Annotated in this window: 25 protein-coding genes; 7 read left to right on the top strand and 18 right to left on the bottom strand. The window is 36.9% G+C overall.

What is annotated here, in order from left to right:
* Nucleotides 1-96: 96 nt before the first annotated feature.
* From ACM26V_RS23470 to ACM26V_RS23445, 6 genes are all read right to left on the bottom strand, one after another.
* Entirely contained in the window at nucleotides 97-1,479 is a 1,383-nt protein-coding gene (locus ACM26V_RS23470; protein WP_416149174.1) for a sensor histidine kinase, read from the bottom strand.
* Complete coding sequence (locus ACM26V_RS23465) at nucleotides 1,476-2,147, bottom strand: response regulator transcription factor (RefSeq protein ID WP_416149173.1); 672 nt, start codon at nucleotides 2,145-2,147, stop codon at nucleotides 1,476-1,478. The genes ACM26V_RS23470 and ACM26V_RS23465 overlap by 4 nt, the downstream gene beginning before the upstream one ends.
* A 493-nt stretch (nucleotides 2,148-2,640) precedes the next feature.
* A complete protein-coding gene (locus ACM26V_RS23460) occupies nucleotides 2,641-3,183 on the bottom strand; it encodes a GbsR/MarR family transcriptional regulator (protein ID WP_416149172.1) in 543 nt (180 codons plus the stop codon).
* A 69-nt stretch (nucleotides 3,184-3,252) separates the two neighbouring features.
* Nucleotides 3,253-6,264, bottom strand: coding sequence for an AAA family ATPase (locus ACM26V_RS23455; RefSeq protein ID WP_416149171.1), 3,012 nt, complete (start codon nucleotides 6,262-6,264; stop codon nucleotides 3,253-3,255).
* Entirely contained in the window at nucleotides 6,261-7,487 is a 1,227-nt protein-coding gene (locus ACM26V_RS23450) for a metallophosphoesterase family protein (RefSeq protein ID WP_416149170.1), read from the bottom strand. Before ACM26V_RS23450 ends, ACM26V_RS23455 begins: the two co-directional genes overlap by 4 nt.
* Nucleotides 7,488-7,599: 112 nt before the next feature.
* A complete protein-coding gene (locus tag ACM26V_RS23445; protein ID WP_416149169.1) occupies nucleotides 7,600-7,944 on the bottom strand; it encodes a hypothetical protein in 345 nt (114 codons plus the stop codon).
* A gap of 171 nt (nucleotides 7,945-8,115) precedes the next feature.
* Between ACM26V_RS23445 and ACM26V_RS23440 the strand changes: the two genes are divergently transcribed.
* Nucleotides 8,116-8,301, top strand: coding sequence for a YhzD family protein (locus tag ACM26V_RS23440; RefSeq protein WP_416149168.1), 186 nt, complete (start codon nucleotides 8,116-8,118; stop codon nucleotides 8,299-8,301).
* Between the two features lie 86 nt (nucleotides 8,302-8,387).
* Here ACM26V_RS23440 and ACM26V_RS23435 read toward each other — a convergent pair whose 3' ends face one another.
* From ACM26V_RS23435 to ACM26V_RS23415, 5 genes are all read right to left on the bottom strand, one after another.
* Nucleotides 8,388-8,813, bottom strand: coding sequence for a PaaI family thioesterase (locus ACM26V_RS23435; protein ID WP_416149167.1), 426 nt, complete (start codon nucleotides 8,811-8,813; stop codon nucleotides 8,388-8,390).
* Entirely contained in the window at nucleotides 8,795-8,932 is a 138-nt protein-coding gene (locus ACM26V_RS23430; RefSeq protein WP_416149166.1) for a hypothetical protein, read from the bottom strand. The genes ACM26V_RS23435 and ACM26V_RS23430 overlap by 19 nt, the downstream gene beginning before the upstream one ends.
* A gap of 101 nt (nucleotides 8,933-9,033) precedes the next feature.
* Nucleotides 9,034-9,879, bottom strand: a complete 846-nt coding sequence (locus ACM26V_RS23425; protein WP_416149165.1) for a Cof-type HAD-IIB family hydrolase — start codon at nucleotides 9,877-9,879, stop codon at nucleotides 9,034-9,036.
* Between the two features lie 254 nt (nucleotides 9,880-10,133).
* Nucleotides 10,134-10,493 (bottom strand): YlbF family regulator, encoded by a 360-nt coding sequence (locus ACM26V_RS23420; RefSeq protein ID WP_416149164.1) that lies wholly within the window; start codon nucleotides 10,491-10,493, stop codon nucleotides 10,134-10,136.
* 136 nt (nucleotides 10,494-10,629) lie between these two features.
* The gene (locus ACM26V_RS23415; protein WP_416149163.1) at nucleotides 10,630-11,772 is read right to left on the bottom strand and encodes a DUF445 domain-containing protein; all 1,143 of its coding nucleotides are present in this window, start codon (nucleotides 11,770-11,772) and stop codon (nucleotides 10,630-10,632) included.
* A 250-nt stretch (nucleotides 11,773-12,022) separates the two neighbouring features.
* Between ACM26V_RS23415 and ACM26V_RS23410 the strand changes: the two genes are divergently transcribed.
* From ACM26V_RS23410 to ACM26V_RS23400, 3 genes are all read left to right on the top strand, one after another.
* On the top strand, nucleotides 12,023-12,241 hold the full coding sequence (locus ACM26V_RS23410; protein ID WP_416149162.1) for a DUF5342 family protein: 219 nt from the start codon (nucleotides 12,023-12,025) through the stop codon (nucleotides 12,239-12,241).
* 47 nt (nucleotides 12,242-12,288) lie between these two features.
* Nucleotides 12,289-13,185: a PucR family transcriptional regulator gene (locus ACM26V_RS23405; protein WP_416149161.1), complete on the top strand. Its 897-nt coding sequence runs from the start codon at nucleotides 12,289-12,291 to the stop codon at nucleotides 13,183-13,185.
* A 143-nt stretch (nucleotides 13,186-13,328) separates the two neighbouring features.
* Nucleotides 13,329-14,420 (top strand): ABC transporter ATP-binding protein, encoded by a 1,092-nt coding sequence (locus ACM26V_RS23400; RefSeq protein WP_416149160.1) that lies wholly within the window; start codon nucleotides 13,329-13,331, stop codon nucleotides 14,418-14,420.
* Nucleotides 14,421-14,708: 288 nt separating this feature from the next.
* On the opposite strand, the gene ACM26V_RS23395 is transcribed toward ACM26V_RS23400, so the two are convergent.
* The 6 genes from ACM26V_RS23395 to nadB all read right to left on the bottom strand — a co-directional run bounded on the left by ACM26V_RS23395 (nucleotide 14,709) and on the right by nadB (nucleotide 20,233).
* On the bottom strand, nucleotides 14,709-14,909 hold the full coding sequence (locus ACM26V_RS23395) for a small, acid-soluble spore protein, alpha/beta type (RefSeq protein WP_416149159.1): 201 nt from the start codon (nucleotides 14,907-14,909) through the stop codon (nucleotides 14,709-14,711).
* A gap of 229 nt (nucleotides 14,910-15,138) precedes the next feature.
* Entirely contained in the window at nucleotides 15,139-15,789 is a 651-nt protein-coding gene (locus ACM26V_RS23390) for a 3-oxoacid CoA-transferase subunit B (RefSeq protein ID WP_416149158.1), read from the bottom strand.
* 17 nt (nucleotides 15,790-15,806) lie between these two features.
* Nucleotides 15,807-16,499: a CoA transferase subunit A gene (locus ACM26V_RS23385; RefSeq protein WP_416149157.1), complete on the bottom strand. Its 693-nt coding sequence runs from the start codon at nucleotides 16,497-16,499 to the stop codon at nucleotides 15,807-15,809.
* A gap of 294 nt (nucleotides 16,500-16,793) precedes the next feature.
* A complete protein-coding gene (nadA, locus tag ACM26V_RS23380; protein ID WP_416149156.1) occupies nucleotides 16,794-17,897 on the bottom strand; it encodes a quinolinate synthase NadA in 1,104 nt (367 codons plus the stop codon).
* Nucleotides 17,890-18,741: a carboxylating nicotinate-nucleotide diphosphorylase gene (nadC, locus tag ACM26V_RS23375; RefSeq protein ID WP_416149155.1), complete on the bottom strand. Its 852-nt coding sequence runs from the start codon at nucleotides 18,739-18,741 to the stop codon at nucleotides 17,890-17,892. Before nadC ends, nadA begins: the two co-directional genes overlap by 8 nt.
* Nucleotides 18,707-20,233 (bottom strand): L-aspartate oxidase, encoded by a 1,527-nt coding sequence (nadB, locus tag ACM26V_RS23370; RefSeq protein WP_416149154.1) that lies wholly within the window; start codon nucleotides 20,231-20,233, stop codon nucleotides 18,707-18,709. Before nadB ends, nadC begins: the two co-directional genes overlap by 35 nt.
* Before the next feature lie 91 nt (nucleotides 20,234-20,324).
* Here nadB and ACM26V_RS23365 point away from each other — a divergent pair, with 91 nt between their 5' ends.
* Both ACM26V_RS23365 and ACM26V_RS23360 read left to right on the top strand, forming a co-directional pair.
* A complete protein-coding gene (locus ACM26V_RS23365) occupies nucleotides 20,325-21,455 on the top strand; it encodes an IscS subfamily cysteine desulfurase (RefSeq protein WP_416149153.1) in 1,131 nt (376 codons plus the stop codon).
* Between the two features lie 11 nt (nucleotides 21,456-21,466).
* The gene (locus tag ACM26V_RS23360; RefSeq protein WP_416149152.1) at nucleotides 21,467-22,015 is read left to right on the top strand and encodes a transcription repressor NadR; all 549 of its coding nucleotides are present in this window, start codon (nucleotides 21,467-21,469) and stop codon (nucleotides 22,013-22,015) included.
* Between the two features lie 6 nt (nucleotides 22,016-22,021).
* Here ACM26V_RS23360 and ACM26V_RS23355 read toward each other — a convergent pair whose 3' ends face one another.
* Nucleotides 22,022-22,750 (bottom strand): sulfite exporter TauE/SafE family protein, encoded by a 729-nt coding sequence (locus ACM26V_RS23355; protein ID WP_416149151.1) that lies wholly within the window; start codon nucleotides 22,748-22,750, stop codon nucleotides 22,022-22,024.
* Nucleotides 22,751-22,885: 135 nt separating this feature from the next.
* Here ACM26V_RS23355 and ACM26V_RS23350 point away from each other — a divergent pair, with 135 nt between their 5' ends.
* On the top strand, nucleotides 22,886-23,527 hold the full coding sequence (locus tag ACM26V_RS23350; protein WP_416149150.1) for an NAD(P)-dependent oxidoreductase: 642 nt from the start codon (nucleotides 22,886-22,888) through the stop codon (nucleotides 23,525-23,527).
* Nucleotides 23,528-23,572 lie beyond the last annotated feature (45 nt).

The following is a 23,572-nucleotide window of genomic DNA, read 5'->3' as shown; positions in this document are numbered from 1 at the left end:
AACAAGCCTCCTCTTCGATACTTTTGTCATTATTATACCATATTTGGTTCGCCTAATTACCTAACACTACTCATTTCAAAAACGTCTCACCGATTATTAAAGTGGTGGTTTTAATTTCTTATCCTGCACTTTTTTTGTTTTAGGTAAGAGCATCGTAAATATTACACCATTTTGACTATTTTTGACTTGTGGATATCCTCCATGAAGTTCACAAATTCGTTTAACAATGGCTAATCCTAAACCAAATTGACCCTTATTCCCTTTTCTAAAAGGTATAAACAAATACTCTAATTCATCATCTGGAATTTTCTCCCCATTATTTATTACTTCAATTCGTATATAATCATCCTCCTGGTCAATTGCTTTCATTTCAATCATATCAACCGCATAACGTAAAGCGTTATCAACTAGGTTTTCCAAAAGTACCCCCAATTGCTCTTTATCACCAAAAAGCATCACTTGATCTCCCTTAACAGAAATCTTCACACCTTCTTTTGCTAAACGGAATCTACCTTCTACATGATAAGCAATCGATCCAAATGGAAACTCAACCATATCCATTGGTGCCTCACTTAATGTATCTAACTTTGTATAATAAAGCATGTCCTTTACTCTTTTTTCCATTCGATTAGATTCTTCTATAATGACATCCATCGTTTGTTCCATATTCTCTTTCGGAAGAATGCCATCTTTTACTGATTGCGCGTAACTTTTCACAACCATTATTGGCGTTTTCAACTCATGAGAAGCATGCTGTATAAATGTTTTTTGTGCAGAGTCAAATTTTATTAGATTTTGCCTCATAGATTCAAATTGATTTGAAAGTTTCTCGAAATCTTCATCCCCTTCCCAATGGAAAGGCTCTTTCCAATTTCGTTCAGCAATTTGCTCAAAGTGATTCCCCAAACTCATCAGAGGTTGCTTTAAGTAGTGTTTTAACCAAAACGCCGGCACTAAACTCATAAGACTAGCAAACAGCATAATATAGCTCAATCGTCCCCAAAGTCTATTTACCATTTGATCACGGTAGGTGTCCCACATATACGAAATATGATAGGCTTCTCCTCCTGTCGTATAGACTTTATAAACAACATAAAACAACGTTGCTTCATTATATGTTAATTCATACCGTCCTCTTCGCGTCAACTGGTTTTGTGAGCGATCACTCATTTCCCTAAGAACTTCACTCGGAACTGGATCTCCTTCGATCGTTCCAAACTGATTCATCAAAAATACATTCCCTACTGAACGTTCCGCTTCTCGTCTCTCAATAAAATCGAGTTCGGAATGTGGAGGAATCAAATAATCGCCATAGGGGTTCGTATGTCGGTTTTGTTCTTGTTCAATAATTCGATACGTCTCCTCTGTCAATTCGCTTTTTAATGAAATTGGGTAGATAACTCCAATCAAAAGTGCGACCATTAATAGAATCGAAATAAAGGAGAACCAGATTCGTTGCGTCAAGTTCAAACGAATCATGAAGAGAGGACCCTATATCCGTATCCATATAATGTTTCAACATGAATACGAGGTAGTTTTTTTCTCACTCTTCGAACCACGTCATCAACTGCTCGTTCTGAACCAAAGTAATCCGATCCCCACACATACTCAATAATTGATTCTCTTGAAAGTGCGTTTCCAACATTAGAAGCTAAAAGAATAATTAAATCCATCTCTTTTGTTGTTAATTCAAGCAGATTTCTCTCATCATATACAGTCCTTGAAATTGGATCAATAATATACCCATTCAACTCAATAGCATCTTGATCCTGTACTTCCGGCGGATATGCTCGATTTAATAATTTTTTTGCCCGGATAACTAATTCTTCTGGAAGAAATGGTTTTGCTAAATAATCATCACTTCCTAATTCCAAACCTAGAACACGATCTAAATCCTTGTCTCTTGCGGAGATAAAGATAACAGGGATATCCGCTTCATTTTTTATTGACTTCAATAACTGGTATCCGTCCATGCCTGGTAACATAATATCTAAGACCCACAAGTGTGGGGCTTCTTGAATATGATCATAAGCTTCTTTGCCATCCAAAAAATGCGTAACTTCCCATCCTTCTTTCTCCATATATGCCTTGATGACTTCTCCTAAATTCTTTTCATCTTCTACTAAATAAACTGAAAATACACTCATCGTCATCATCCTTTAAATTTCTTTTATGTCACTATTATACTAAATATAATTAATTCCGAACGTTTTATTTGTTAAAAGTATAACTACTGATCAAGTACCTACGCACCATAAATAATAGCATTATTGGTACGATTAAATTAAGTTTAATACATATCGATATTAAATAAAAACGTTTCGACACTTTTACATATATTTCAGAGAAGTAGTGAATCTCCTTTATCCTTAGAGATTGAAGGAGTGATCGACTTAAATTGAATAAGGAAATAGGGGGATAATACAGGCATAAGTTTTGTATATGAACTTTTTGCGGTTTGAACCAAGTGGGTATTCTCTTTTACATTTCACTATTTTCTAAAAGGGACATTTCTTTTAGGAGGACATGTTACCGCTCGGGTTTGCTGCAGGTCGTCGAGCGGGTTCAAGCCTCTTCAAGTTAACAGAGAGACACCAATTCCCATGTATCTTCTCTGCAAATTCAAAAGAAGATTTACAATTATTTTTCCATTGGAACGAGTGAATAAATTTCTCCCGACTCCACAACATCTACAAAACGAAGCAACCATTTATAATATTCCTTTGCGTAATTAATCCTTTCAATCGCTTCCTGTATTTGTTTTATTAATTCTACGTCTTCCGCATCTTCTAATATATATTCTAATGATTCCTTTGCTTCATCAGCTTCTTCAATATTGGTTTCTGTTGCTTTTTTCCATTGTCTCGAAAACAACGTTGTAAACGATTTGTACCAATCTTCTTCCGTTCGATATAAATCTTTTCTAACACCTCGTTTAAATACTGGATCTACCATTTTCATATCGGCCAATGTACGAACACCTGTACTCATGCTCGTTTTACTCATCCCTACGCCATCTCGTAAGTCGTCTAATGTCATTGGTTTATCAGAAAAATAAAGTGTCCCATAAAGTCTACCTATTGACGGAGTAATCCCATATAATTTCATATTTTTTGCCATACTTTGAATAAATTCATCTTTAGTCTCTTCAAATTGAACCCATTTATTATTTACTTCTTTCACTGATAAAACCTCCACCATCACTCTTAATGATTATTTTTACCAAAAATCGTTTTTCGATTACGCGAAACGTTAAGTTAAGTTCAAATAATGGATAGAAATACGATCACTTTCAATTATGTCAATTTCTTTTATAATACTTTCGTGACAAGTAAAAAATAGAATTTGTCTATCTTTAGACAATTCATTGAGGAATGTTAATACAGATGATCTCCTATCTTTATCCATGTTAACAAATGTTTCATCTAAAAAGAACGGAAAATTCTTTTTTGTTGACTCTTCAGTTGCTAAAGCTAATCGAATCGATAGATAAAGTAGCTCACATGTTCCTCTACTCAAATCTCCTGGATCAAATCTCTGACCATCTTCACGTTCCACTAAAAATCGTTCTTCTCCTAAAGGCGCAAATAAATATGGATACCTATTATCAGTTAGTTCAGCAAAAATAAGTTGTGCTCGTTTTAACACTGCTGGTTGCCTTTCTTTCTCATAAATCGCCTTTACTTTCCCAATCATATACTGACTAGTTTTAAACACGGCCCACTCTCTCGCCAGGTCATTTACTTTTTCTTTCAATGCAGTAAACCTTTGTAACTGTTCTTCATAGGTCCCATCCTCTTCAAGTTGACGAAGCCCGACCCTCAATTGAGAAAGCTCGGTTACTAACCGATTCTTTTCACCCTCTAACTCTCCAGATAGTTCATTCAATCGTTCCAGCTCAACCGATTCATCTATTGGTTCATGAATAATTTCATCAACTAATTGTTTTCTCTCAGATTCATTAGGAATCATTGAAACCATCTGAAGATGCCATTCACGTAATCGTTCTTCATTTACTTTTTGCTGGCGAAACTCCTCTGCCTTTTCTCGAAACTCCTCTTGCTCTCGAACTCCAGCAACATGAAACAGATCTTCCAATTGTTTAGTTAGCTGATTGTCCTCTTCTTCCGTTTGTTGAAGGATATCTGTATGCGTATCGATTTTATCAGATTGTCTTTGTGATTCGTCGATTTGCTCTTTTTCGAACACGAGAAGGTGCTGCATACCTTTCACTAAATCTTCAATTGATGCATCAATCGGACGATCTTTTAGTTTTCCTGATGAAAGGACGGTCACTTGCTCCTCATACATTTTAATGTTATCAACGATTTGTTTCTTTTTTACGGAAAGAGCTTCTATCTCCTTATCCAGTTGTTTCCATTCTTTGATCGAGAGAAGTAATTTTTCATAAAATAGTAATTCCTTTCCTGTAGGCAAGGCACTGTTAATACACCACTCGTGCACTTGTTCATTAAATAAAGCCAACTCGTCTTGAAGCTCAGCCCATTCATCTTGCCATTGCTCCTGTTGCCGATGTATAAAGGAAAGCTTTTGCCTTATTCGATCTACTTGTATTTTACGTTCTTGATGTTGTTTTAAAAGTTTCTCTGCTTGTCTATCATCAGCTGCCTCAGGAATTTCTTCAACAATATTATTGAGCTTACTGTTAATCTCACTCATTTGTTGCTCTAGATGAAGTTGATTCTTCTTGCGTGACTTAGTGACTTTTTTTAATAACATAGCGGTAACTAAACTCGATAATAAGAAAACCGTAAATAAAAGAAAATCAGTTATAAACAAACGAGTTACTGCGAAGGTTAATAAACCAAGAGAAAGTACCAACATGCCGTATATCAATAGTTTATCACTATTTTTTGAACGTTCCTTCTCCTGTTTCATCCAATTAAACTGATCGGAAAGAAACGTTTTTTCCTGTTGAAAAATCGCTTTGTGACCTCGATATTCAAGCTGCTTTTCTAGTTTTTTTTCGTCTTTTTCAGATAGTGAATTTTTTTCCTCGTGAGCCAATTGCTCACTTGCTACACTCTCCTCTAAGTGTAATTTCTTCTTTTCATCTAATAGTCGTTCTTCCTTTGCGAGTAAAGATTGAGATTGCCATTTTAATTGTTCATTTTTTTCGAGAACATAGCCATTTATATGAGCATTTCGAAATACTGATTGGTCATACGGCACCCAATCCTCTTCAATATTTTTTTGTTGTTTCAATAACTCGGATTCATTAAATTCAATTTGTTCATTTTCTTGTTTCATTTTTTTGTAGCTAGGAAATTGCTCTGTAATTTCACTTAATTCAAATTTTTCCTTTTCAGACAAACGATCAGAACTTAACTGATCAATTTGCTTATGTAAAACTAGAATCTTTTCTTTCTCATGAGATTTGCGGGCTTCTTTTTCATGTCGTCTTTCAATTAATCGGTCTAATCGATGCACTCCATCTAATGGGAATTGTTTTATTTTTTCTTCACTTTCCTCTTGACGCTTTAACGCATACCAGTCACGAACGAGAGACGATATTGAAATACGTTTATCAAGTTTTCGCAATTGTTGTTGAATCAGGGTTTGGTCTTGATTGATTTTAGCAAGTTTCTCTTTTTTTTCGCGGACTAACTCTTGAACCATATCGTATTCATCTAACTGCACTTCCCATTTGCTCAAATTTTGTTTCATTTCAACTAAGCGATTTGATAACTCATTGATCTTTGTTTTTTTTCCTCTAGGTTTGAAAAGACGTTCGGACTCTTGTTCAGCATATTTATCAAGATTTGTTAGTTTATTCGCTCCCGTCATTCCAGCATCATATAAATAACGATTTAACTCTTTCGGCGTTAAATCTTTCATTCCTTGTAATCCATCTAAATCAAAATGAAAAATTCCTTTAAATGTAGCAATGTCGATTCCTTTTATAAGCGTGCGAAGATCATTTTCATCGCCTGACCGTCCATCAGGGTAATGGACGGTCACTGTTCCTTTTTTCGTTCGCCCTCCAGTACGCTCAATAAAAATACCTTCGTATGGTGATTGGTCAATCAAAATAGATCCACCATAACGATCCGTCCCTCTTGGGATATATTGATTCTCTCTTTTAGATGGAAACCCAAAAAAAATCGAATGTATGAACGTCATCAACGTCGATTTACCTGACTCATTATCCCCCAAAAAAGTTTCAAACTGACTTTCATTAAAATCCCATTTCTGATCAATCCATTTACCAAAACCATAAATATGTATTTGCCTTATCTTCATGTCTCCTTCCCCTCTTCCAACAATGTCGTAAGAATCATCCTTTCTGCCTTTTCAATAATTTCTTTATGTTCATCTACCGTCAAATCATTTAAATAAGAGCGGATTTTATGATGCGAAAACAGTGGCGACAATACCTCAGACAACGATTCATCGGTTTCCATCTCTTCTCTTAGTCGGATCACGTCTCCAAGAAGATGGTCTTGTTGCTTCCAAACCTCTCGTTGAAGATTAGGGAGCGTGTCAAATACAATTCGATCAATTGATATATCATCATCCGTCCATTCTTCATACAAAAATGTGATTATTTCTTGCCGACTCCGCTGATCAGACAACTTATCATGAAGAATGCCACTTCCTTCTATAGTTACCATCACAATTCGTTTTTCCTTACTCGTTTTCACCGTCTCATTAAATTCCTCTACTAATTCATTTATCGTTTGCAATTCAGAGATGGACAAACGATGATGTTCCCAGCGAATTGGACTTGTTTCAATAAACTGTAATTGAGACTCTGAAGGTGATAATTCAACGTAATAAGCACCTTTTGCGCCTGTTTCCTTACGATGACATCCTTGAATATTTCCTGAATAGACAATTGGTGGATTCTCTCTTAACACCTGTCTCTGATGAATATGCCCAAGAGCCCAGTAATCAAACCCTTTCTCTTCTAATGAATGCACAGTGAAGGGAGCATAAGCATCGTGACCTTGTTGGCCTTTTTCCTGACCGTGCAGTAAACCTATATGATAAGCTTCGGTATTTTCTACTTTTTTATAATGTGGGGTGGGATTCTCTGTAAATGCTGATTCTGGATAACTAAATCCATAAATAATTACTTTCTCTCCTTGAGATGTCACGTACTCTTTGTGAGACACTTCTGTTGAAAAAATAAAAACATTCTCAGGCATCCCGATCATTTGGCGCTCATTCAGTAAAGGATCATGATTTCCATGAATCATAAAAACTTGGATATTGTATTTTAGTAATTTTTCTGCTTGTTTTTTAATAAACCACTGCCCTCTTATCGAGCGTTGTTTCTGATCATATACATCTCCACTTATTAATATAAAATCTACATTTTTTGAGATAGCTTCCTTTACAATTTTTTCAAAAGAATCATATGTGGAACGAACAGCTTCTTGAATAAATCGATCACTCATGTCCGTTGATGTTTGAAATGTCCGACCTAAATGAATATCTGCGCAATGGATAAAACGAATCATTGCCATCCCTCCTCCTAATGAAAATTATACCATATAAGCGAATGAACGTTCGTTAAAATTCAATCAAAAAAATCGACTCTTAGTAGTAGAATCGATTTTCCAATGTAATAAATTAAAAATATGGAAGAGTAGCGAGCGCAACGAGAGCTGTCAAAGGTAAAATGAGTCTTTGAAAACGTCGTGGACGGTAATATGGATATGGTGGGTACAGTGGGTACTGAGGGTAATATGGGTAATATGGGTATCCGTAACCAAACCCTCCTTCACTGTAAGTTGGGTGTAGTGTCGATTCTTGTCCTTGCTGATTCATTTCTCCACCTAAAGGGATCGCAAAAGATACATTCTCGTTATCGACCCCCTCAACGATTGCATCAAACTGCTGTTGGTCGTTGGTTGTTACAAGGACGTACCTGTGCAAGTGAGCTTCACAATGTCGTTTCATGTCATGGGTAGTCATCCCATCGCCTCCTTTCTGCCCAGTTTATTCACTTGCCTTTAAAACGTGATTAAGAAAGAAAAACTTCATAAAAGCGGATCCAATAAGAAGAGGTCTATTCGATTTTTATTGAGGCATGAAAATTTTCATAGTATGATGAAGTTATATTCTTAAAAAAGTGGAGGTCTCTAAATGGCTAAATTTTATTTAACCGCTTTCAGTGAAACAGGTGAACATCTTTTAAACGAGGTAATCGAAGCAAATAGTGACAAAGAAGCTTCTGAAAAGGGGTTACATCGACTTCAAACTGAAAAATTATTGCAATACCCGAGTCGTGTTGTTCGATCTTCAGGTGGACTTGTTCATTTTCATCCGTAGTAATCACAGATATTTCAAAAAAAATGTTGTTTAATTATCAAAAAGAAAGCAGCCCACACGATGGACTGCTTTCTTTTTGATAATTTTTAAACCGTATAAAAGGTTCCGGTCACTTTACTAAGCAGGCGCTCCTGGTCATCCTCAATCGTACATTCCACAAATTGGACCCTTTTCCCTTTTTTCAAGAAATAAGCTCTGGCTTTTAACTCGCCTGCTTTTGCCGTTCTAAAAAATTGTGTTTTTAACTCAAGTGAGACAGACGGTTGATCCTCGAAAGCTGCACATAAATGTCCCATTGCTGTATCTGCCATATATGTAATGATCCCTCCATGAATAAAACCAACTGGGTTATACATCACTTCAGAAACCGGTGCTGTCAGAGTCACAACTTCCTCTTCTTCATTATAATCAAAGCTAAAATCCATTAATGAGTACAAAAATAACTGTGGTGTTCCATCCTTATGGTCTTTTAATGCTTGATTGAATCTTTGCGTCATTTTTTGCTCGTCCATGAGACACTCTCCCTTCGTTTCACTCCTTTCATTATAAACTTCTTTTGATGAAATTGAACAGCGGATAAAACAGAAACCACCTCTTCTTGTGACCCTTCTTTTCCAAATTCACTCGCCATGGGGGCACAAGCTCCCTCTCCACTCCAATCAAATCAATCCACAAATTAATCCCAAAAAGTGCTCTCTACCGAAGTAGACAGCACCTTTTTTCATTGTATTGTTATACCTCTATTCGAAGTTGCTTTCGGAAGACTTCTTTTACCATATATCCGACACCATTTTGATCATTTGATCGAGTAAGCCAATCTGAGGCAGATTTAACTGACTCCGGTGCATGCCCCATAGCCACTCCTAATCCTGCTTGGGCAATCATGTCTAAATCACGTTCATCAGATCCGATAGCAACAGTCTCAGTTAACTTAATTCCTAATCGATCCGCTAAACTTTGTAAAGCTGTTGCTTTAGAGGCCCTCTCATCCGTTATATGCAGTTCCCCATCATTACTAATAATAAATCTCAAACCAGAGATCGTATCTTGCAATTCTTCCTTTGCATCCTCGCGTTCTCGATCATTCCAAAATTGAGCACGTATATTTAAAACACTTAATGGTTGATCTATTAACCGATGACTAACTGATTCTACATAGTGTGTAGAATAAAATAACGGGTCATTTAATTGAAGGTTCATCCGAGATATTAGCTGACTTTTTTGTTTCGTTTTGTTAGCGATCGCATATTTTTCATGAAATAACCTGAAATGACAATGATAATTTTCCAAAATATCAACAATTTGATAAACAGTCTCTGCACTTAACCTTCTCTCAAATACTGGAGAAGCTACATTATCTGCCATAAACGCTCCATCATGAGAAATCAAATAAGAAGGAGAAAGTTTCAGTGTTTTAGCAACTTTATTTGCTGAAAGAAATGGTCTTCCTGATGCAAGCGTAATATAAACGCCTTTTTCCTTTACATACTCAATGGCTTCTTTCGTCTCCTTTGTTAATCGATAATTCGATTTTAAAAGGGTTCCATCGATGTCTAACGCTAGTAAGCGATATGCCATAGTTGTTCATCCCCCTAAATTACAATGATTGGTATTATATATGAGACGGGACAAGGGATTAGAACAGAAAAGCGGTTAGAAGCAAAGTGCTCCTAACCGCTTTTCTATGTAAAATAATAATGTATTACATTTTTTAAGTAATATCTAGCTTCATCGCCATCGACTGGGGAACTTTCCTCAATCCATTCCGATAGATAAGTCAAGCTCCTCAGTCTAGTTTGTTCGTCAAACAAGCGATTCCACTTCTCTACTAATTAACCTTCTTGCTCTTGATCGACTCCGTAAAGTCCTTCAAGCGGCTCTGTAATAATTTTGTTCAGTTCGCCAACTAACTGGCTCATACGTTGTTCTTCTTCCATAAGCTTAGAAATAACTTCATGCTGCTGAACAAGTTCAAATTGCTGTTGCGCACTTTGAATTTCTTCTTCAGAAATTTGCTCACCCTGCATTTGCTTCTGTTGAAGCTCCATTTGAACTTTACGGAAGTTATCTAGCATACGCTTCGCAACTTCATCTTCGTTTACTTGACTGTGCAAGTCACTTAACTTCGTGAATTCGTCACTTGCTTGTAATTCTTTTGCTAATTCTTTTGCCTTATCGTAAGGGTTTGCCATGTTGATATTCCTCCTTCAATTTTATACGCACGCTTAAATCAAAATGATCTGTAATAACAGTCAAACTACGTACATATGTGAACTCCTTTAAGACTATAACATGAATTAATTATGAATTCATCCCATAGCAAAATTATCAGCTTAAAATAACAATAACTATTCCTTGTGCAAGTCCAACCAATGCCCCAATAATCGCACCTAGGACAGCAATTAATTTCAATTCTCTTTTTGCAATCATAAGTAGCAACTGCTCTAATCGATCTAGTGGAAATTGATTCACCTCAGCAATTACAATATCATGAATACCAATTCGTTTAATCATTGATTTAATATATCGCGCTAGAATAGATGAAGCAGAAGTCATTATAGCTGGTAACATTGCTTCTTGTATCACTTTCTCATATTTCCCACCCCATTCATTCAAGGGCTTTTCCCACTCTCCAACAACTGGCACATTTTCAACAATTGTTTCGCTTAAAGAATATACTTTATTTTTGATCCACTCATCATCAACGTACTCTGAAGGTGACTTGGCAACTATCGATTCCCATTCATTAATTAACAACGTCGTAAGCAAATCCTTTGTATGATCTTCCTTTAAAAAACGCACAATTTCTTTTCTTATCGCAGAAGACAATGAAAATCGATTTGCCATTTTCCCAAATATACTTGTTACACTACCTTTAGACTGGAAAAACTGAGTAACCATTTCATCTATTTGCTTTTTTCCTTCGTCAGATTGAAGATAATTCTCTGTTTTCTCGATAATATTATCAGCAACAATAGGAATTTTATTTTTTATATCATTTTGCCACTTCAGAGGAACCCATCCTGTGAAGGGTTTATCTTTGTAATCACCAATCCATGACATTAATTTAGCTTGTAGACTATTTTCTAACGAATTCCTTAGTGAAGTCATTTGATTCTTTTTATCTAAATGGTCTTCCAACCATTCATCTAATGTTCTTTCGTCCTGTAAAAGATTATGGACACCTGTGGACAGTCTATCTTCCACTTCTTTTAATAACAAACCATCCTTCAATTTATCTTGGATTCCTTCGGGGGTAACTAAATGTTCTTCAACCGTTTTGCCTAAGCTTACCGCTATTTCGCTTCTTCGCTTGGGGATAAGTCCTGGAGTAAACGGAAGTCGAAATGAGCCGATGAACATAGGTTTATATGGTCTAAAAAGCATGCGAATAGCAATCACATTTGTACCTCCACCAATAATTGCACCGATTAAAACCAACACGGAAACTAGTAGTATATTTTCCATCATTAATTGATCCCTCTTCTCTACATAAGTATCAGTACCTTGCGATTAACCTAGAATATTCTATGATTAGAACAATATCATGCCTTTTCCCTATTTTAATGATAATAAATCCCTTTGGCTAAAAATGAAAAGTAAAACAAATCGCAACCTCTACCAATTTTGCAAATAGCGACTTTTCTTCCAACTAATTCACTCTCATGTTACTATAAATGAAACATTGAAGTTAAGGATACTTATTCGGAGGTATATACCTATGTTGACACATTTCCAATTGAAAGAAATAAAAAATAATATGATTAACCAAGAATGGGACTTTACATTCTATTACAAAAGATTGTTTTACAAAGGCAAGTACTTCAAAGACGGGCGTATACAATGGATCTCTCCCTCTTCTATTGATCAAGATGATAAAGTATTTTTAGCAGGATGTGTTCATGACTTAATGTTATACCATGTTTACGAAGATCACTAACATTGATATTCAAATTCTAATTCGCATAGAGAAAGGACGTAAGACTCATGATTGACCGATTACAAAAATTTTATGCCGATGCGATTTCAAATGAAAACTTGCCAATTGAAAACCGTTTAACTTTGCGAATATCTAAGCAAGATGAAATTATTTTAGATAAAAATAAATTATCAATGGAAGAAATTCAATTATTAATAACACTATTTGATGAAGATAACACACAACATTTTCAAGGGAATCGACAAGATAAAATTATCCATGAGTGGTTAGTTGAAGAGAAAGAAGTCTCAAAAAAAGAAATAGCAAATGTCATCACCACTCCCATTCGACTAATTCATTTTTCTATTTCTAGTGACGTGGTAGAACAAGAGGAATTCTCTGTTGCGTTGCAAGGTCTATTCCCTGCATCCAAATCACTAGTATGGAAGTCGAAAACTGAAGGGCTCATCATCCAACAGATTGATACCGATTTTGATGATGAACTGTCAATTAATTCAATTATTGATACACTCACATCAGACTTCTTTGTAAAAGTTTCGTTTTATATTGGTTCACCAATTCCTCATACTTCTGAAATATTTACCAGATATCAATGGGAAAACCATATTTACAACAAAGTAAAAACGAGTTTCCCTAGAAAAGCTTACTTTATAGAGCAAGATATAAGTATTCATTATCTTCTACATAGTATACCTGAAGAAAACTTAACCAAAATTTTAAAGATGATTGCCCCTGTCAAGGATGACAAAACGCTTTTACATTCAGTAAAAATGTACTTAGAATGCAATTTGAACGCATCTTTAGCGGCAAAAAAGTTATACATGCATCGAAATACGTTGCAGTATAGGGTAGATAAATTTATTGAGAAGACATCCATCGATATTAAGCAATTCCCTAATGCAGTTTCTGTTTATATTATGCTTCTATCAATTGAACCAATATGAGCAATTAAAATATCAGGAGCTGAGAACGTTTGCAAGGTGCACAAAAAAGAAACTATTTTTTGTGCACTTCGTCAATAGATTTGGAAACCCTTTTACTATAAACTAAAGTCAGTGCTTAACAAACAAATCAGGAGGTTTTTTTCATGGCAGATATTAAATTCGACAGTCTTTATAAAATTTATGACGGTGGCGAGCAAGCGGTAACAGACTTCAACCTCGATGTTGTCGACAAAGAATTTATTGTTTTCGTTGGTCCGTCAGGTTGCGGAAAATCAACAACTTTAAGAATGGTTGCTGGACTTGAAGATATTACAAAAGGTTCTCTATACATTGGTGACGACAAAGTAAACGATGTTGCTCCTAAAGACCGTGATATCGCAATGGTATTCCAAAACTATGCTTTATACCCTCACATGAACGTCTATGACAACATGGCTTTTGGGTTAAAGCTTCGTAAGTTCAAAAAAGAAGACATTGACAAGCGTGTCCGCGATGCAGCTAACATCCTTGGTTTACAAGAAATGCTTGATCGTAAACCGAAAGCAATGTCCGGTGGGCAACGTCAACGTGTTGCTCTAGGCCGTGCAATTGTACGTAACCCTAAAGTTTTCTTAATGGATGAGCCATTATCAAACTTAGATGCAAAGCTTCGTGTAGCGATGCGTGCTGAAATTATTAAACTTCACCACCGTCTACAAACAACGACTATTTACGTAACACATGACCAAACAGAAGCAATGACAATGGCTACTCGAATTGTCGTATTAAAAGATGGTTACATTCAACAAGTAGGTGTACCTAAAGACATTTACGATTACCCTGAAAATGTTTTCGTTGGTGGGTTTATCGGCTCTCCTGCAATGAACTTCTTAAATGGTACACTTAAGGATGGAAACTTCTACTTAGGTGAATTCCCGGTAAAAGTTCCACAAGGAAAATTAAAGTTGCTTGAAAAATATAACAACAAAGAATTGCTTTTAGGTATTCGTCCTGAAGATATTCATGATGAGCCTGTATTCTTAGAAGCTTCTGAGAACTCAACATTCGAAGCTACGATTGATGTTGCTGAGTTAATGGGTGCAGAATCTTACCTCTACTCTACAGTTAACGATCAAAACTTTATCGCTCGTGTAGATTCACGTACAGATGTGACTAGCGGTAACAAGCTACAATTAGCATTTGATATGAACAAGTGTCACTTCTTCGATCCAGAAGATGAGTTACGTATTCGTTAATTTCTAATTAAATTTACAGAATCCCCTCTTCTTACGTTGAGGGGATTCTTTTGTATCAAGTAACCTAAATTTAAAGTAGACAACTATCTAAAATAGTGGAGAGAGTTCAAATTTTCAGCACTTTTTCAGCAAATGTGCATGTCAGAAAAACTTGGCTTGTCGCCAAGACCTTCATGGCGAAAACCTTAGTTTATCTTATACTTTCATCCATTAGCGAAGTTAAACATTCTTAAATTATAAAAAAAGGAATGGATTTCTCCATCCCTTTTCAGCCATGTATTCAGTTGGTTACTTTTGACCACTGAACTGCTGTTCAGCCATTTGCACTAAACGCTTTGTGATTTCTCCTCCAACTGAACCGTTAGAACGAGAAGTCGAATCAGCCCCTAGTTCCACCCCAAATTCTTGTGCAATTTCATATTTCATTTGATCCAATGCTTGTTGAACACCAGGTACTACAAGCTGATTTGAACTGTTGTTATTAGCCATGTTTCTCACCTCCTGACTTAACCATAGTTTGTATCATTCGACCTCTCGTATGTAAAAGAATCGCTAGTAATATTTAGGATTCATTTTGGAACTAATTAACTTCTCAAAAATCGCGAAATAGCATTACCATTGGTTAAAAAAGTGCAATCTTCTCCCATCTTAATATGAAGTAAGGAAACCTTTCTCATTGTTTCCTTACTTTGTTCAGATATAGTACTCAAGTGCAAATCTAAATAATAGAATTTACCAATTTCGCTCCTGTAACCGATTGAATATCATCAAAAGTACTGTTATCTAATATCTCCATTAATTCAAGCCCATTTTCACTCACATCCATTACCGCACGGTCAGTAATAATACGATTGACAACTCCCTTTCCAGTAAGGGGAAGACTACATTTCGTGAGAATTTTGGTGTCTCCACTTCGATTCACATGTTCCATCATGATCACGACTTTTTTTGCACCATGAACAAGATCCATTGCACCACCCATACCTTTGATCACTTTTCCTGGAATCATCCAATTAGCTAAGTCGCCATTTTCAGCTACTTCCATTGCACCTAAAATTGCTACATCAATGTGACCACCTCGAATCATCGCAAAAGATTCAGCGCTACTGAAATAAGCTGCACCTTCAATGGTTGTTACTGTTTCTTTTCCTGCATTAATTAAATCTGCGTCTACTTCTTCTCTTGTTGGATAAGGTCCAATTCCTAGTAAACCGTTTTCTGACTGAAGTATCAATTGTTTGTTGGGTGAAATGAAATTTGCAACCATCGTCGGCATGCCAATTCCTAAATTTACATAATTACCATCATGAATTTCTTTTTCCGCGCGTCTTGCTATTTTTTCACGTATTGCTCTGCGATCAATATTCATACTACTCACCACCCCCATTAAGCTTCTTTGATTGTTTTTCGCTCAATTCGATTTTCTTGTGTTCCTTGAATGATTTTATCAACATAAATACTTGGTGTATGGATATGCTCAGGATTTAGTTCTCCAGGTTTAACTAAATATTCAATTTCCGCAATCGTCACTTTTCCTGCTGCTGCAACCATTGGATTGAAATTTTGCGCTGTTTTCCGATAAATTAAATTACCAAACGTGTCACCTTTGTGAGCTCTTACTAAGCTAAAATCTCCTTTAATTGCTTTCTCTAACAAAAATTCTTTTCCATCAAAAAATTTCGTCTCTTTCCCTTTAGCAATTTTTGTTCCAACTCCAGCTGGTGTATAAAAAGCAGGGATACCTGCACCGCCAGCGCGCAGACGTTCTGCCAATGTCCCTTGAGGAACGAGCTCCACATTTAACTCTCCAGAGAGTACTTGGCGCTCAAATTCTTTATTTTCTCCTACATAAGATGCATAGATTTTGTTAATTTGTCTGTTCTCCAATAACAATCCAAGCCCCCAGTCATCGACACCGCAATTGTTAGATACGATCGTTAAATTTTTCGTCCCTTTTTTTCTAAGTGCTTTAATAAGATTTTCAGGAATTCCACAAAGGCCAAATCCTCCGACTAAAACCGTCGCCCCGTCATGAATACCGACTACTGCTTTATCAAATGATTCGTATATTTCTTTCATTGATACTCCTCCTCTTTTTAGACTACATTCCTTTTGTTTACTCATCTTTTTTCGAAAGGACACATACTCATTTTTTAACTGGCAAGAGTTTATTTTAATATCCTTATATGATTATTTGTATGACGTAGAATAAATCTCATGAGTAAAGCTAAAGTAGAGTATTTCCGAATTCCTATTCTTAGCAATAATTAGATACAAAAACAGAATGAGCAAGCCACCAATCTCTGCATACAACGAAAAGCATGCACACCTTTCAATGTGCATGCTCTTGACTATTTTTTAAAATTAAAATAACTATCGCTTCAGCATTCTGTCGATCGCTAATTTCGCTTCAACAGCAACCTTCTCGTCTACCTTAATCTGATTCGTTAATCTCCCCGCGTACACCTCATCCAATGTCCAACATAAATGCGGCAAATCAATTCGATTCATCGTTAAACAAGGACACATCTCAGGATTCAATGATTCAATTGATTGTTCCGGATGGTTCTTTTCCAGCCTTTTTACGAGATTCATCTCTGTTCCTATCGACCATTTCGTTCCAGCTGGAGCCTTTTCAACTTGCTCAATAATGTATTTTGTCGATCCAGCCAAATCAGATGCTTGAGTCACTTCCCAAGAACATTCTGGATGAACAAGAATCTTCCGGTCAGGATCGTTTTTCCGGAGATGATTTACATGGTCTATCCGAAAATTTTCATGAACAGAACAGTGTCCTTTCCATAAGATCATCTTTACTTTTTCTAATTCTGTGTCCTCTTCTATTTTCTCTTCTATTGGATTCCAAACGACCATTTCATTTAATGGTACTCCTAGATCATAAGCTGTATTTCTACCTAAATGCTGGTCAGGTAGAAAAAGAACTCTCTTCTTTTGTGAAAAAGCCCATTCCATCATGGTTTTAGCATTTGATGACGTCACTGTTGCTCCACCATGTCGTCCAACAAAAGCTTTAATATCCGCCGATGAGTTTACATACGTCAATGGAATAATTGAGTCACCGAATAACTCGGTTAGCTGTCTCCAAGCTCGCTCTGTTTGTCGCTTATCGGCCATATCTGCCATCGAACAACCAGCGCGTAGATCTGGTAATATGACAGCTTGATTTTCGTTTGTTAATATATCTGCTGTTTCAGCCATGAAATGTACGCCACAAAATACGATATATGAAGCTTCTTGATAGTTAGCTGATACTTGTGCTAATTGAAGTGAATCTCCTGTTTCATCTGCAAAACGAATCACATCATCTTTTTGATAATGGTGACCAGGAATAAACAAATCTGTTCCTAATTGTCGCTTTCTTTCTTGGACTCGTTCTATCAATTCCTCATCAGTCGCATGTTTATATGAATCGGGTAATTGCGGTTGGACCGCTTGGAATAAATCAGTTTTAAACATGTGAGACACCTTCCTTTACAAGGATATCTAAGCTAATATCGAGTGATTGTGCTGAATGAGTTAATGCACCCATTGAGATGACATGGACACCTGTATCTGCATAGTCCCTAAGTTGCTTTAAAGTAAGCCCACCTGAAATTTCTACTGTGATATGAGCTGGAATTTCTCTACACCAGACCTTCGCTTGATCTGAAGAGCAATTATCTAGCATGATTACATCTGGATTTGCAGCGATCGCTTCCTTCAGTTGCTCGAATGTCTCTATTTCCACTTCAATTTTTGTCATATGCCCTATAACGCCTCTGACTTTTTCCACTGCCTTTGAAACGGAACCAACTTGGGCAATGTGGTTATCTTTAATTAATATTGCATCATCGAGTCCATAGCGATGATTTTTACCTCCTCCACATTGGACAGCATATTTCTCTAACATACGTAGACCTGGAGTGGTTTTTCTCGTGTCACAAATTTGCACCCCTGTACCTTCTACTTCTCTTACTGCTTCATTTGTTTTTGTCGCAATCGCTGACAATCGTTGTATTAAGTTTAATATGACTCTCTCAGAGCTTAGTAAATCAATGACTGGACCCGTTACTTTCGCAATCACTTCTCCCACTTCGATCTGTTCTCCATCTCGTTTAAAAAGAGTCACTCTTATATTCTTTGAAAATAGTTCATAAGCAGCAAGAATCACTTTTTCACCACAAAAAACTCCTGCTTGTTTCGTCATATAAACAGCTTCAGCTTCTTCATTTTCAAAGATTGCATCTGACGTTTTGTCACCATATCCTAAATCTTCTTGAAAAAAATCAGCCAACTGTTGCTTTAACAAAAGATTGTTCACTTTGTTCCATCCCCTTTTCGTCTACTCTGAAATGAGCTCCACAACTTTTCTCATTTGCTAAAGCTGCTTGAGCGGTTAAATAAGCGGTCATTAACATATTTGCTGTTTGAATTTCTTCTTTATGCCAATCAAAACGGGAACGATACATCCAAACATCGATATTATATTGTTGGACCCATACCATAAATTTTTCTATCGTGTTGCCTTTACGAACAACCCCTAATGCGTCGGATACTCGCTGACGGATTTCTTCCTTTTCTGGTAATTTTGGTTTATTTGATGGAGTTTCTTGTTTCTGATCTTTCATGTATCTTATTGGAGCAGGTAATGGATGATTCGCGATCCACTCTCCTGTTCGTTCACCAAAGACAATCGCTTCTAGTAAAGAATTACTCGCTAATCGATTTGCACCATGGACGCCATTTCCGGCAACTTCACCGATCGCATAAAGTCTCTGAACACTCGTTTGTCCGTTCTCATTTGTCTTTATACCTCCCATATGGAAGTGAGCTCCTGGTCTTACTGGAATTTTCCCTTCTTTCCAATTCACACCCCCACTCTCACATAATTCTGTGATTTGTGGAAACCTTTCAGAGAAATTTCTAATAGAAGAAATTTCAAGAAATAACTGATGACCTTTTTGAGATTGTTGATATAGCGTTCTTGCGACGATATCGCGTGGCGCCAATTCTTTAAGCGGATGAACATGTTCCATGATCCTATTACCGAACTGATCGATGAGAGTCGCACCTTCTCCTCTTAATGCTTCCGAAGCTAATCCAACCGTCTTTCCTTCTGAAAATATCAACGTAGGATGAAATTGGATATATTCCAAATCACAGATCGCAGCACCTGCTCGATTTGCAATCGCAATTCCACTTCCAATTACGTTCGGGTCATTACTTGTTTCTTGAAACAATCCACCAATTCCACCGGTCGCTAACACGGTATGATGCGCATATATCGTTTGCAATTCACCTTCATCATTCAAAAATGTTGCTCCTTGACACGTTCCTTCATCAGTAATCAAGTCAATCATTTCATAGTTCTCATAAAAGGATGCATGATTTTCGACTTGTTTTGCGAAAAAAGTCATTGTTTTTTTACCAGTTTGATCTCCACCTGCATGGACAATTCTTCTTCGCCCATGTGCTCCTTCTTGTGCAAAAATTATTTTGCCTGTATCGTCCTTATCAAAGGTTAGTCCCTTTTTAATCCAGCTTTCTAACCTCTTTGCTCCTTCTTTCACAAGAATATGCACCATCTGTCGATTATTTATTTCACAACCTGCCTTCAATGTATCTGCTTCATGAAGATAGTATGAATCAGTTTTATCTAAAGCAGCCGCAATGCCACCCTGCGCCTTCCAGGAGTTACCATCTTTTTTCGTACCGTTCATTACGATTGTGACATTTATGTGATCGGGGAGTTTGAGCGCACACATCACGGCTGCAAGCCCTCCACCTATGATTAAAACGTCCGTATTTTTCATCTTCATCACCTATATTCTTTACATGTGTCTTGACACCTATATTTACATAAAATTAAACTAATAACAAGACATTTATGAGAGTTGGCTGATTATGATATATTTAGACCATGCTGCAACAACACAAATATCAACGGAAGCAATCGAAACATGGGTCAAAGCAAGTGAAAATTATTTTTCAAATGCTAACAGTCTCCATGAAGCGGGAGAACAGGCTTCACAATTATTAATCACTTGTAGAAAAAAGCTTTCCTCACTTGTTGGAACGAGTGAGGAAAACATCTTCTTCACGAGCGGAGGTTCTGAAGCTAATTTTATAGCGTTAAATAGTTTATACTTAGCACATAAACACCTAGGAAATCATGTTATCACAACGGCAATTGAACATCCTACTGTTCATTCATTCTTCCAGCAGCTAGAGAAACAAGGTGTTGAAGTCACCTATTTGCCAGTAAATAAGTTTGGCCTCGTTTCTTTAGAGGATATAAAAAATGCGACTCGAAAAGATACATTTTTGGCTTCAATTCAACATGTTAATTCAGAAATAGGCACAATTCAGCCTTTGAAACAATTTGGATCATGGTTTCAACAAAATAACATCGTGTTTCACAGTGATTGCGTGCAGTCATTTGGCAAAATATCTATTGATATTACAGAATTTCGTGTCGATGCTATCTCAGTTTCAAGTCATAAAATTCATGGTCCAAAAGGCGTCGGAGCCGTTTTATTGCGAGAAAACGTGACCTGGTCATCTGTCTATCCACTAACCTCACATCAACACGGATTTCGACCAGGTACGTTAAATACGCCCGGAATTGCTGCATTTACTCATGCTGCCATCGACATGCATGACGAATTAGCTGAGAAAAGGATACGTGCCTGGCAACTTCGAAATACGTTTATCAATCAATTGAGACCATTAGGTGACCGCTTGAAGCTTGAAGGACATCCAGACCAATCCAACCAACTTCCCTGGATTCTCGGACTAGGTATTCACGGTGTGCAGGGGCAATACATGCTTCTTACACTGGATCGATTTCACATATGTATTTCCACAGGAAGTGCTTGTCAATCAGAAGAGTTAGATGGATCTGCTGCAATGAATGCGATTTATTCGACTGAACAAGAGCGTTTACGATTTTTCAGAATATCATTTGGAAAGAACACAACAGAAGAGGAATTAACTTACGTCGCGAAGAAGATTATCGAAGTTTCAAACGAATAGGGGGATTGTTGATGACTAAAAAAAAGTGGCTCGGAGACGAAAGACGAAATGAAATTATCTTACTGTTAAAAAGTCACGGCGAACCATTGACTGGTGGGCAACTAGCTAATCACTTAAACGTCAGTCGACAGGTAATTGTCCAAGATATTTCATTATTAAAAGCAAAGAACATCCCAATTATGGCTACGAGCCAAGGTTATATTTTGACAGAAATAGACCCCACCAATGAAGGGGTAACCAGAACGGTAGCTTGCCAACATCAGCCTGAGCAAACCGAGGAGGAACTTCTCATCCTTGTCGATCAGGGTGTTCGCGTCAAAGATGTCAAAGTGGAACACCCTATTTATGGAGATATTACCGCTAGCATCATGGTAAGTAATCGTAAAGAAGTCTATCAATTCATCCGTAAAGTGACAAAAACAAAAGCCAGTTATCTCTCTGAGCTGACCGATGGCGTGCATTTACACACGCTAGAAGGGACTTCTGAACGTGACTTAGATGATGCAGTTGAGGCACTAGATCAAGCTGGATTTCTTCTCACAGACGATACGAAACATTAAGACTAATTACCAGAATGTCAAGATATCGATGATTCCGATCAAAATCATAAACACACCTGCTGTTCTTTGGACGTAAAGACCTATCTTGCGTCCTTTTTTGACGATTTGTCCGCTTAATCCTAAATACCAAATAACAAATATCACGAAGAGAAAGGGGACTGACGTGCCTATTGCAAACAGGCCTGGAAGAACAAATCCATAACCAGTCGATATCGTTATTGGCATGAGCAGCACAAAAAAGAGAATAAACATTGTTGGGCAAAAACCTAGTGAAAAGCTAAATCCTAACATAAACGCGCCCCATTTTCCTTTTCGCTTCTCACCTTTTGCAGGTTTCCAAAGCCGAATATTCCACCTCATCGAAAAAAATCCAAGCATATAAATTCCAATTAAAATAAGAATCGGTCCGAGGATTTTTCTCATAGGTTCAAAAAATATAGGCAGTTGTCGCTGAAATTCTTGACCGAAAAAATAAACAATCAATCCCAGTCCCGAAAAAGCAACGATCTTACCCAATACATAAAAAATAGTGTCAGACCAAGAGATTCCATCTTTTAGAGAGTTCGTACCATAAAGCGTAATTGCACTTATATTCCCTGAAAACTGGCACGGAGCTAAAGCACCTACTACCCCTAACAAAAGTGCAAACAATAACGGAATGGACTCGACACTATTTGCAGCATTCATAAATGGATCACGTAAAACTTGACTAATTGCCTCTATATATTCAAACATTGTCATAAGCTCCTTCAAAACATTTCGATAAATCTACTACAATTCTAGCATATAACAATTTTCTTTATAGGATTAGATCGAATGATTTAAGGGAAAAGGACTTCCAATATTTATTAATTGAAGGAGACCTATCGAATGAATATGCTTATATTAGGAGCAACTGGACGAGTTGGTTCACATGTTGTAACGCTCGCACTTGATGCTGGGTACGACGTGACCGCTTTGGTACGCTCCCCTAACAAATTAAATACTGAAGTTCGAAACAACCCTAATTTACATGTCATTAAAGGTAATGTCTTAAATAGTCAAGACGTAGAACTTGCTATCTCCGATAATATTGACGTTGTATTCAGCGCATTGGCTACCGATAAAAACGACACTTTATCGCAAGCAACTCCAATAATTATTGATGCGATGGTAAAACAAAATAAAGCCAGATTTATTTCAATTGGAACGGCAGGTATTTTACAAGCGCGTTCGAATCCTGAAGTATATCGTTTTCAGTCACAAGAGTCGCGTAGAAAAAGCACTAACGCCGCTGAAGACCACTTGGCTGCCTATCATGCTTTGAAATCAAGCAACCTTGACTGGACGATCTTTTGTCCGACGTATTTACCTGATGGGCCGCTTACCAAACAGATCTTATTTGAGGTTGATATGTTGCCAGAGAATACGTCTCGAATTACGGTCACCGATACAGCTTGGTTTACTTTTCAACACTTGTTCAATGAAGATTTTTACGGGTACCGTGTCGGAATTGGCGAGAAATCTATGTAGACTTTCCTACTCACTATTTTTTATTGTTATGAAAAGGGTACCGCT

It is taken from the genome of Salipaludibacillus sp. HK11, assembly GCF_047795645.1.
GTDB lineage: Bacteria > Bacillota > Bacilli > Bacillales > Salisediminibacteriaceae > Salipaludibacillus.
This window is presented reverse-complemented; position numbering and strand designations above follow the sequence as displayed.

What these genes read in the sequence shown, in the direction of transcription:
- ACM26V_RS23470 (WP_416149174.1), bottom strand. Translation starts at nt 1,479, where the DNA reads ATGATTCGTTTGAACTTGACGCAACGAATCTGGTTCTCCTTTATTTCG.
- ACM26V_RS23465 (WP_416149173.1), bottom strand. Translation starts at nt 2,147, where the DNA reads ATGAGTGTATTTTCAGTTTATTTAGTAGAAGATGAAAAGAATTTAGGA.
- ACM26V_RS23455 (WP_416149171.1), bottom strand. Translation starts at nt 6,264, where the DNA reads ATGAAGATAAGGCAAATACATATTTATGGTTTTGGTAAATGGATTGAT.
- ACM26V_RS23450 (WP_416149170.1), bottom strand. Translation starts at nt 7,487, where the DNA reads ATGATTCGTTTTATCCATTGCGCAGATATTCATTTAGGTCGGACATTT.
- ACM26V_RS23445 (WP_416149169.1), bottom strand. Translation starts at nt 7,944, where the DNA reads ATGACTACCCATGACATGAAACGACATTGTGAAGCTCACTTGCACAGG.
- ACM26V_RS23440 (WP_416149168.1), top strand. Translation starts at nt 8,116, where the DNA reads ATGGCTAAATTTTATTTAACCGCTTTCAGTGAAACAGGTGAACATCTT.
- ACM26V_RS23435 (WP_416149167.1), bottom strand. Translation starts at nt 8,813, where the DNA reads ATGGACGAGCAAAAAATGACGCAAAGATTCAATCAAGCATTAAAAGAC.
- ACM26V_RS23430 (WP_416149166.1), bottom strand. Translation starts at nt 8,932, where the DNA reads ATGGCGAGTGAATTTGGAAAAGAAGGGTCACAAGAAGAGGTGGTTTCT.
- ACM26V_RS23425 (WP_416149165.1), bottom strand. Translation starts at nt 9,879, where the DNA reads ATGGCATATCGCTTACTAGCGTTAGACATCGATGGAACCCTTTTAAAA.
- ACM26V_RS23420 (WP_416149164.1), bottom strand. Translation starts at nt 10,493, where the DNA reads ATGGCAAACCCTTACGATAAGGCAAAAGAATTAGCAAAAGAATTACAA.
- ACM26V_RS23415 (WP_416149163.1), bottom strand. Translation starts at nt 11,772, where the DNA reads ATGATGGAAAATATACTACTAGTTTCCGTGTTGGTTTTAATCGGTGCA.
- ACM26V_RS23410 (WP_416149162.1), top strand. Translation starts at nt 12,023, where the DNA reads ATGTTGACACATTTCCAATTGAAAGAAATAAAAAATAATATGATTAAC.
- ACM26V_RS23405 (WP_416149161.1), top strand. Translation starts at nt 12,289, where the DNA reads ATGATTGACCGATTACAAAAATTTTATGCCGATGCGATTTCAAATGAA.
- ACM26V_RS23400 (WP_416149160.1), top strand. Translation starts at nt 13,329, where the DNA reads ATGGCAGATATTAAATTCGACAGTCTTTATAAAATTTATGACGGTGGC.
- ACM26V_RS23395 (WP_416149159.1), bottom strand. Translation starts at nt 14,909, where the DNA reads ATGGCTAATAACAACAGTTCAAATCAGCTTGTAGTACCTGGTGTTCAA.
- ACM26V_RS23390 (WP_416149158.1), bottom strand. Translation starts at nt 15,789, where the DNA reads ATGAATATTGATCGCAGAGCAATACGTGAAAAAATAGCAAGACGCGCG.
- ACM26V_RS23385 (WP_416149157.1), bottom strand. Translation starts at nt 16,499, where the DNA reads ATGAAAGAAATATACGAATCATTTGATAAAGCAGTAGTCGGTATTCAT.
- nadA (WP_416149156.1), bottom strand. Translation starts at nt 17,897, where the DNA reads ATGTTTAAAACTGATTTATTCCAAGCGGTCCAACCGCAATTACCCGAT.
- nadB (WP_416149154.1), bottom strand. Translation starts at nt 20,233, where the DNA reads ATGAAAAATACGGACGTTTTAATCATAGGTGGAGGGCTTGCAGCCGTG.
- ACM26V_RS23365 (WP_416149153.1), top strand. Translation starts at nt 20,325, where the DNA reads ATGATATATTTAGACCATGCTGCAACAACACAAATATCAACGGAAGCA.
- ACM26V_RS23360 (WP_416149152.1), top strand. Translation starts at nt 21,467, where the DNA reads ATGACTAAAAAAAAGTGGCTCGGAGACGAAAGACGAAATGAAATTATC.
- ACM26V_RS23355 (WP_416149151.1), bottom strand. Translation starts at nt 22,750, where the DNA reads ATGTTTGAATATATAGAGGCAATTAGTCAAGTTTTACGTGATCCATTT.
- ACM26V_RS23350 (WP_416149150.1), top strand. Translation starts at nt 22,886, where the DNA reads ATGAATATGCTTATATTAGGAGCAACTGGACGAGTTGGTTCACATGTT.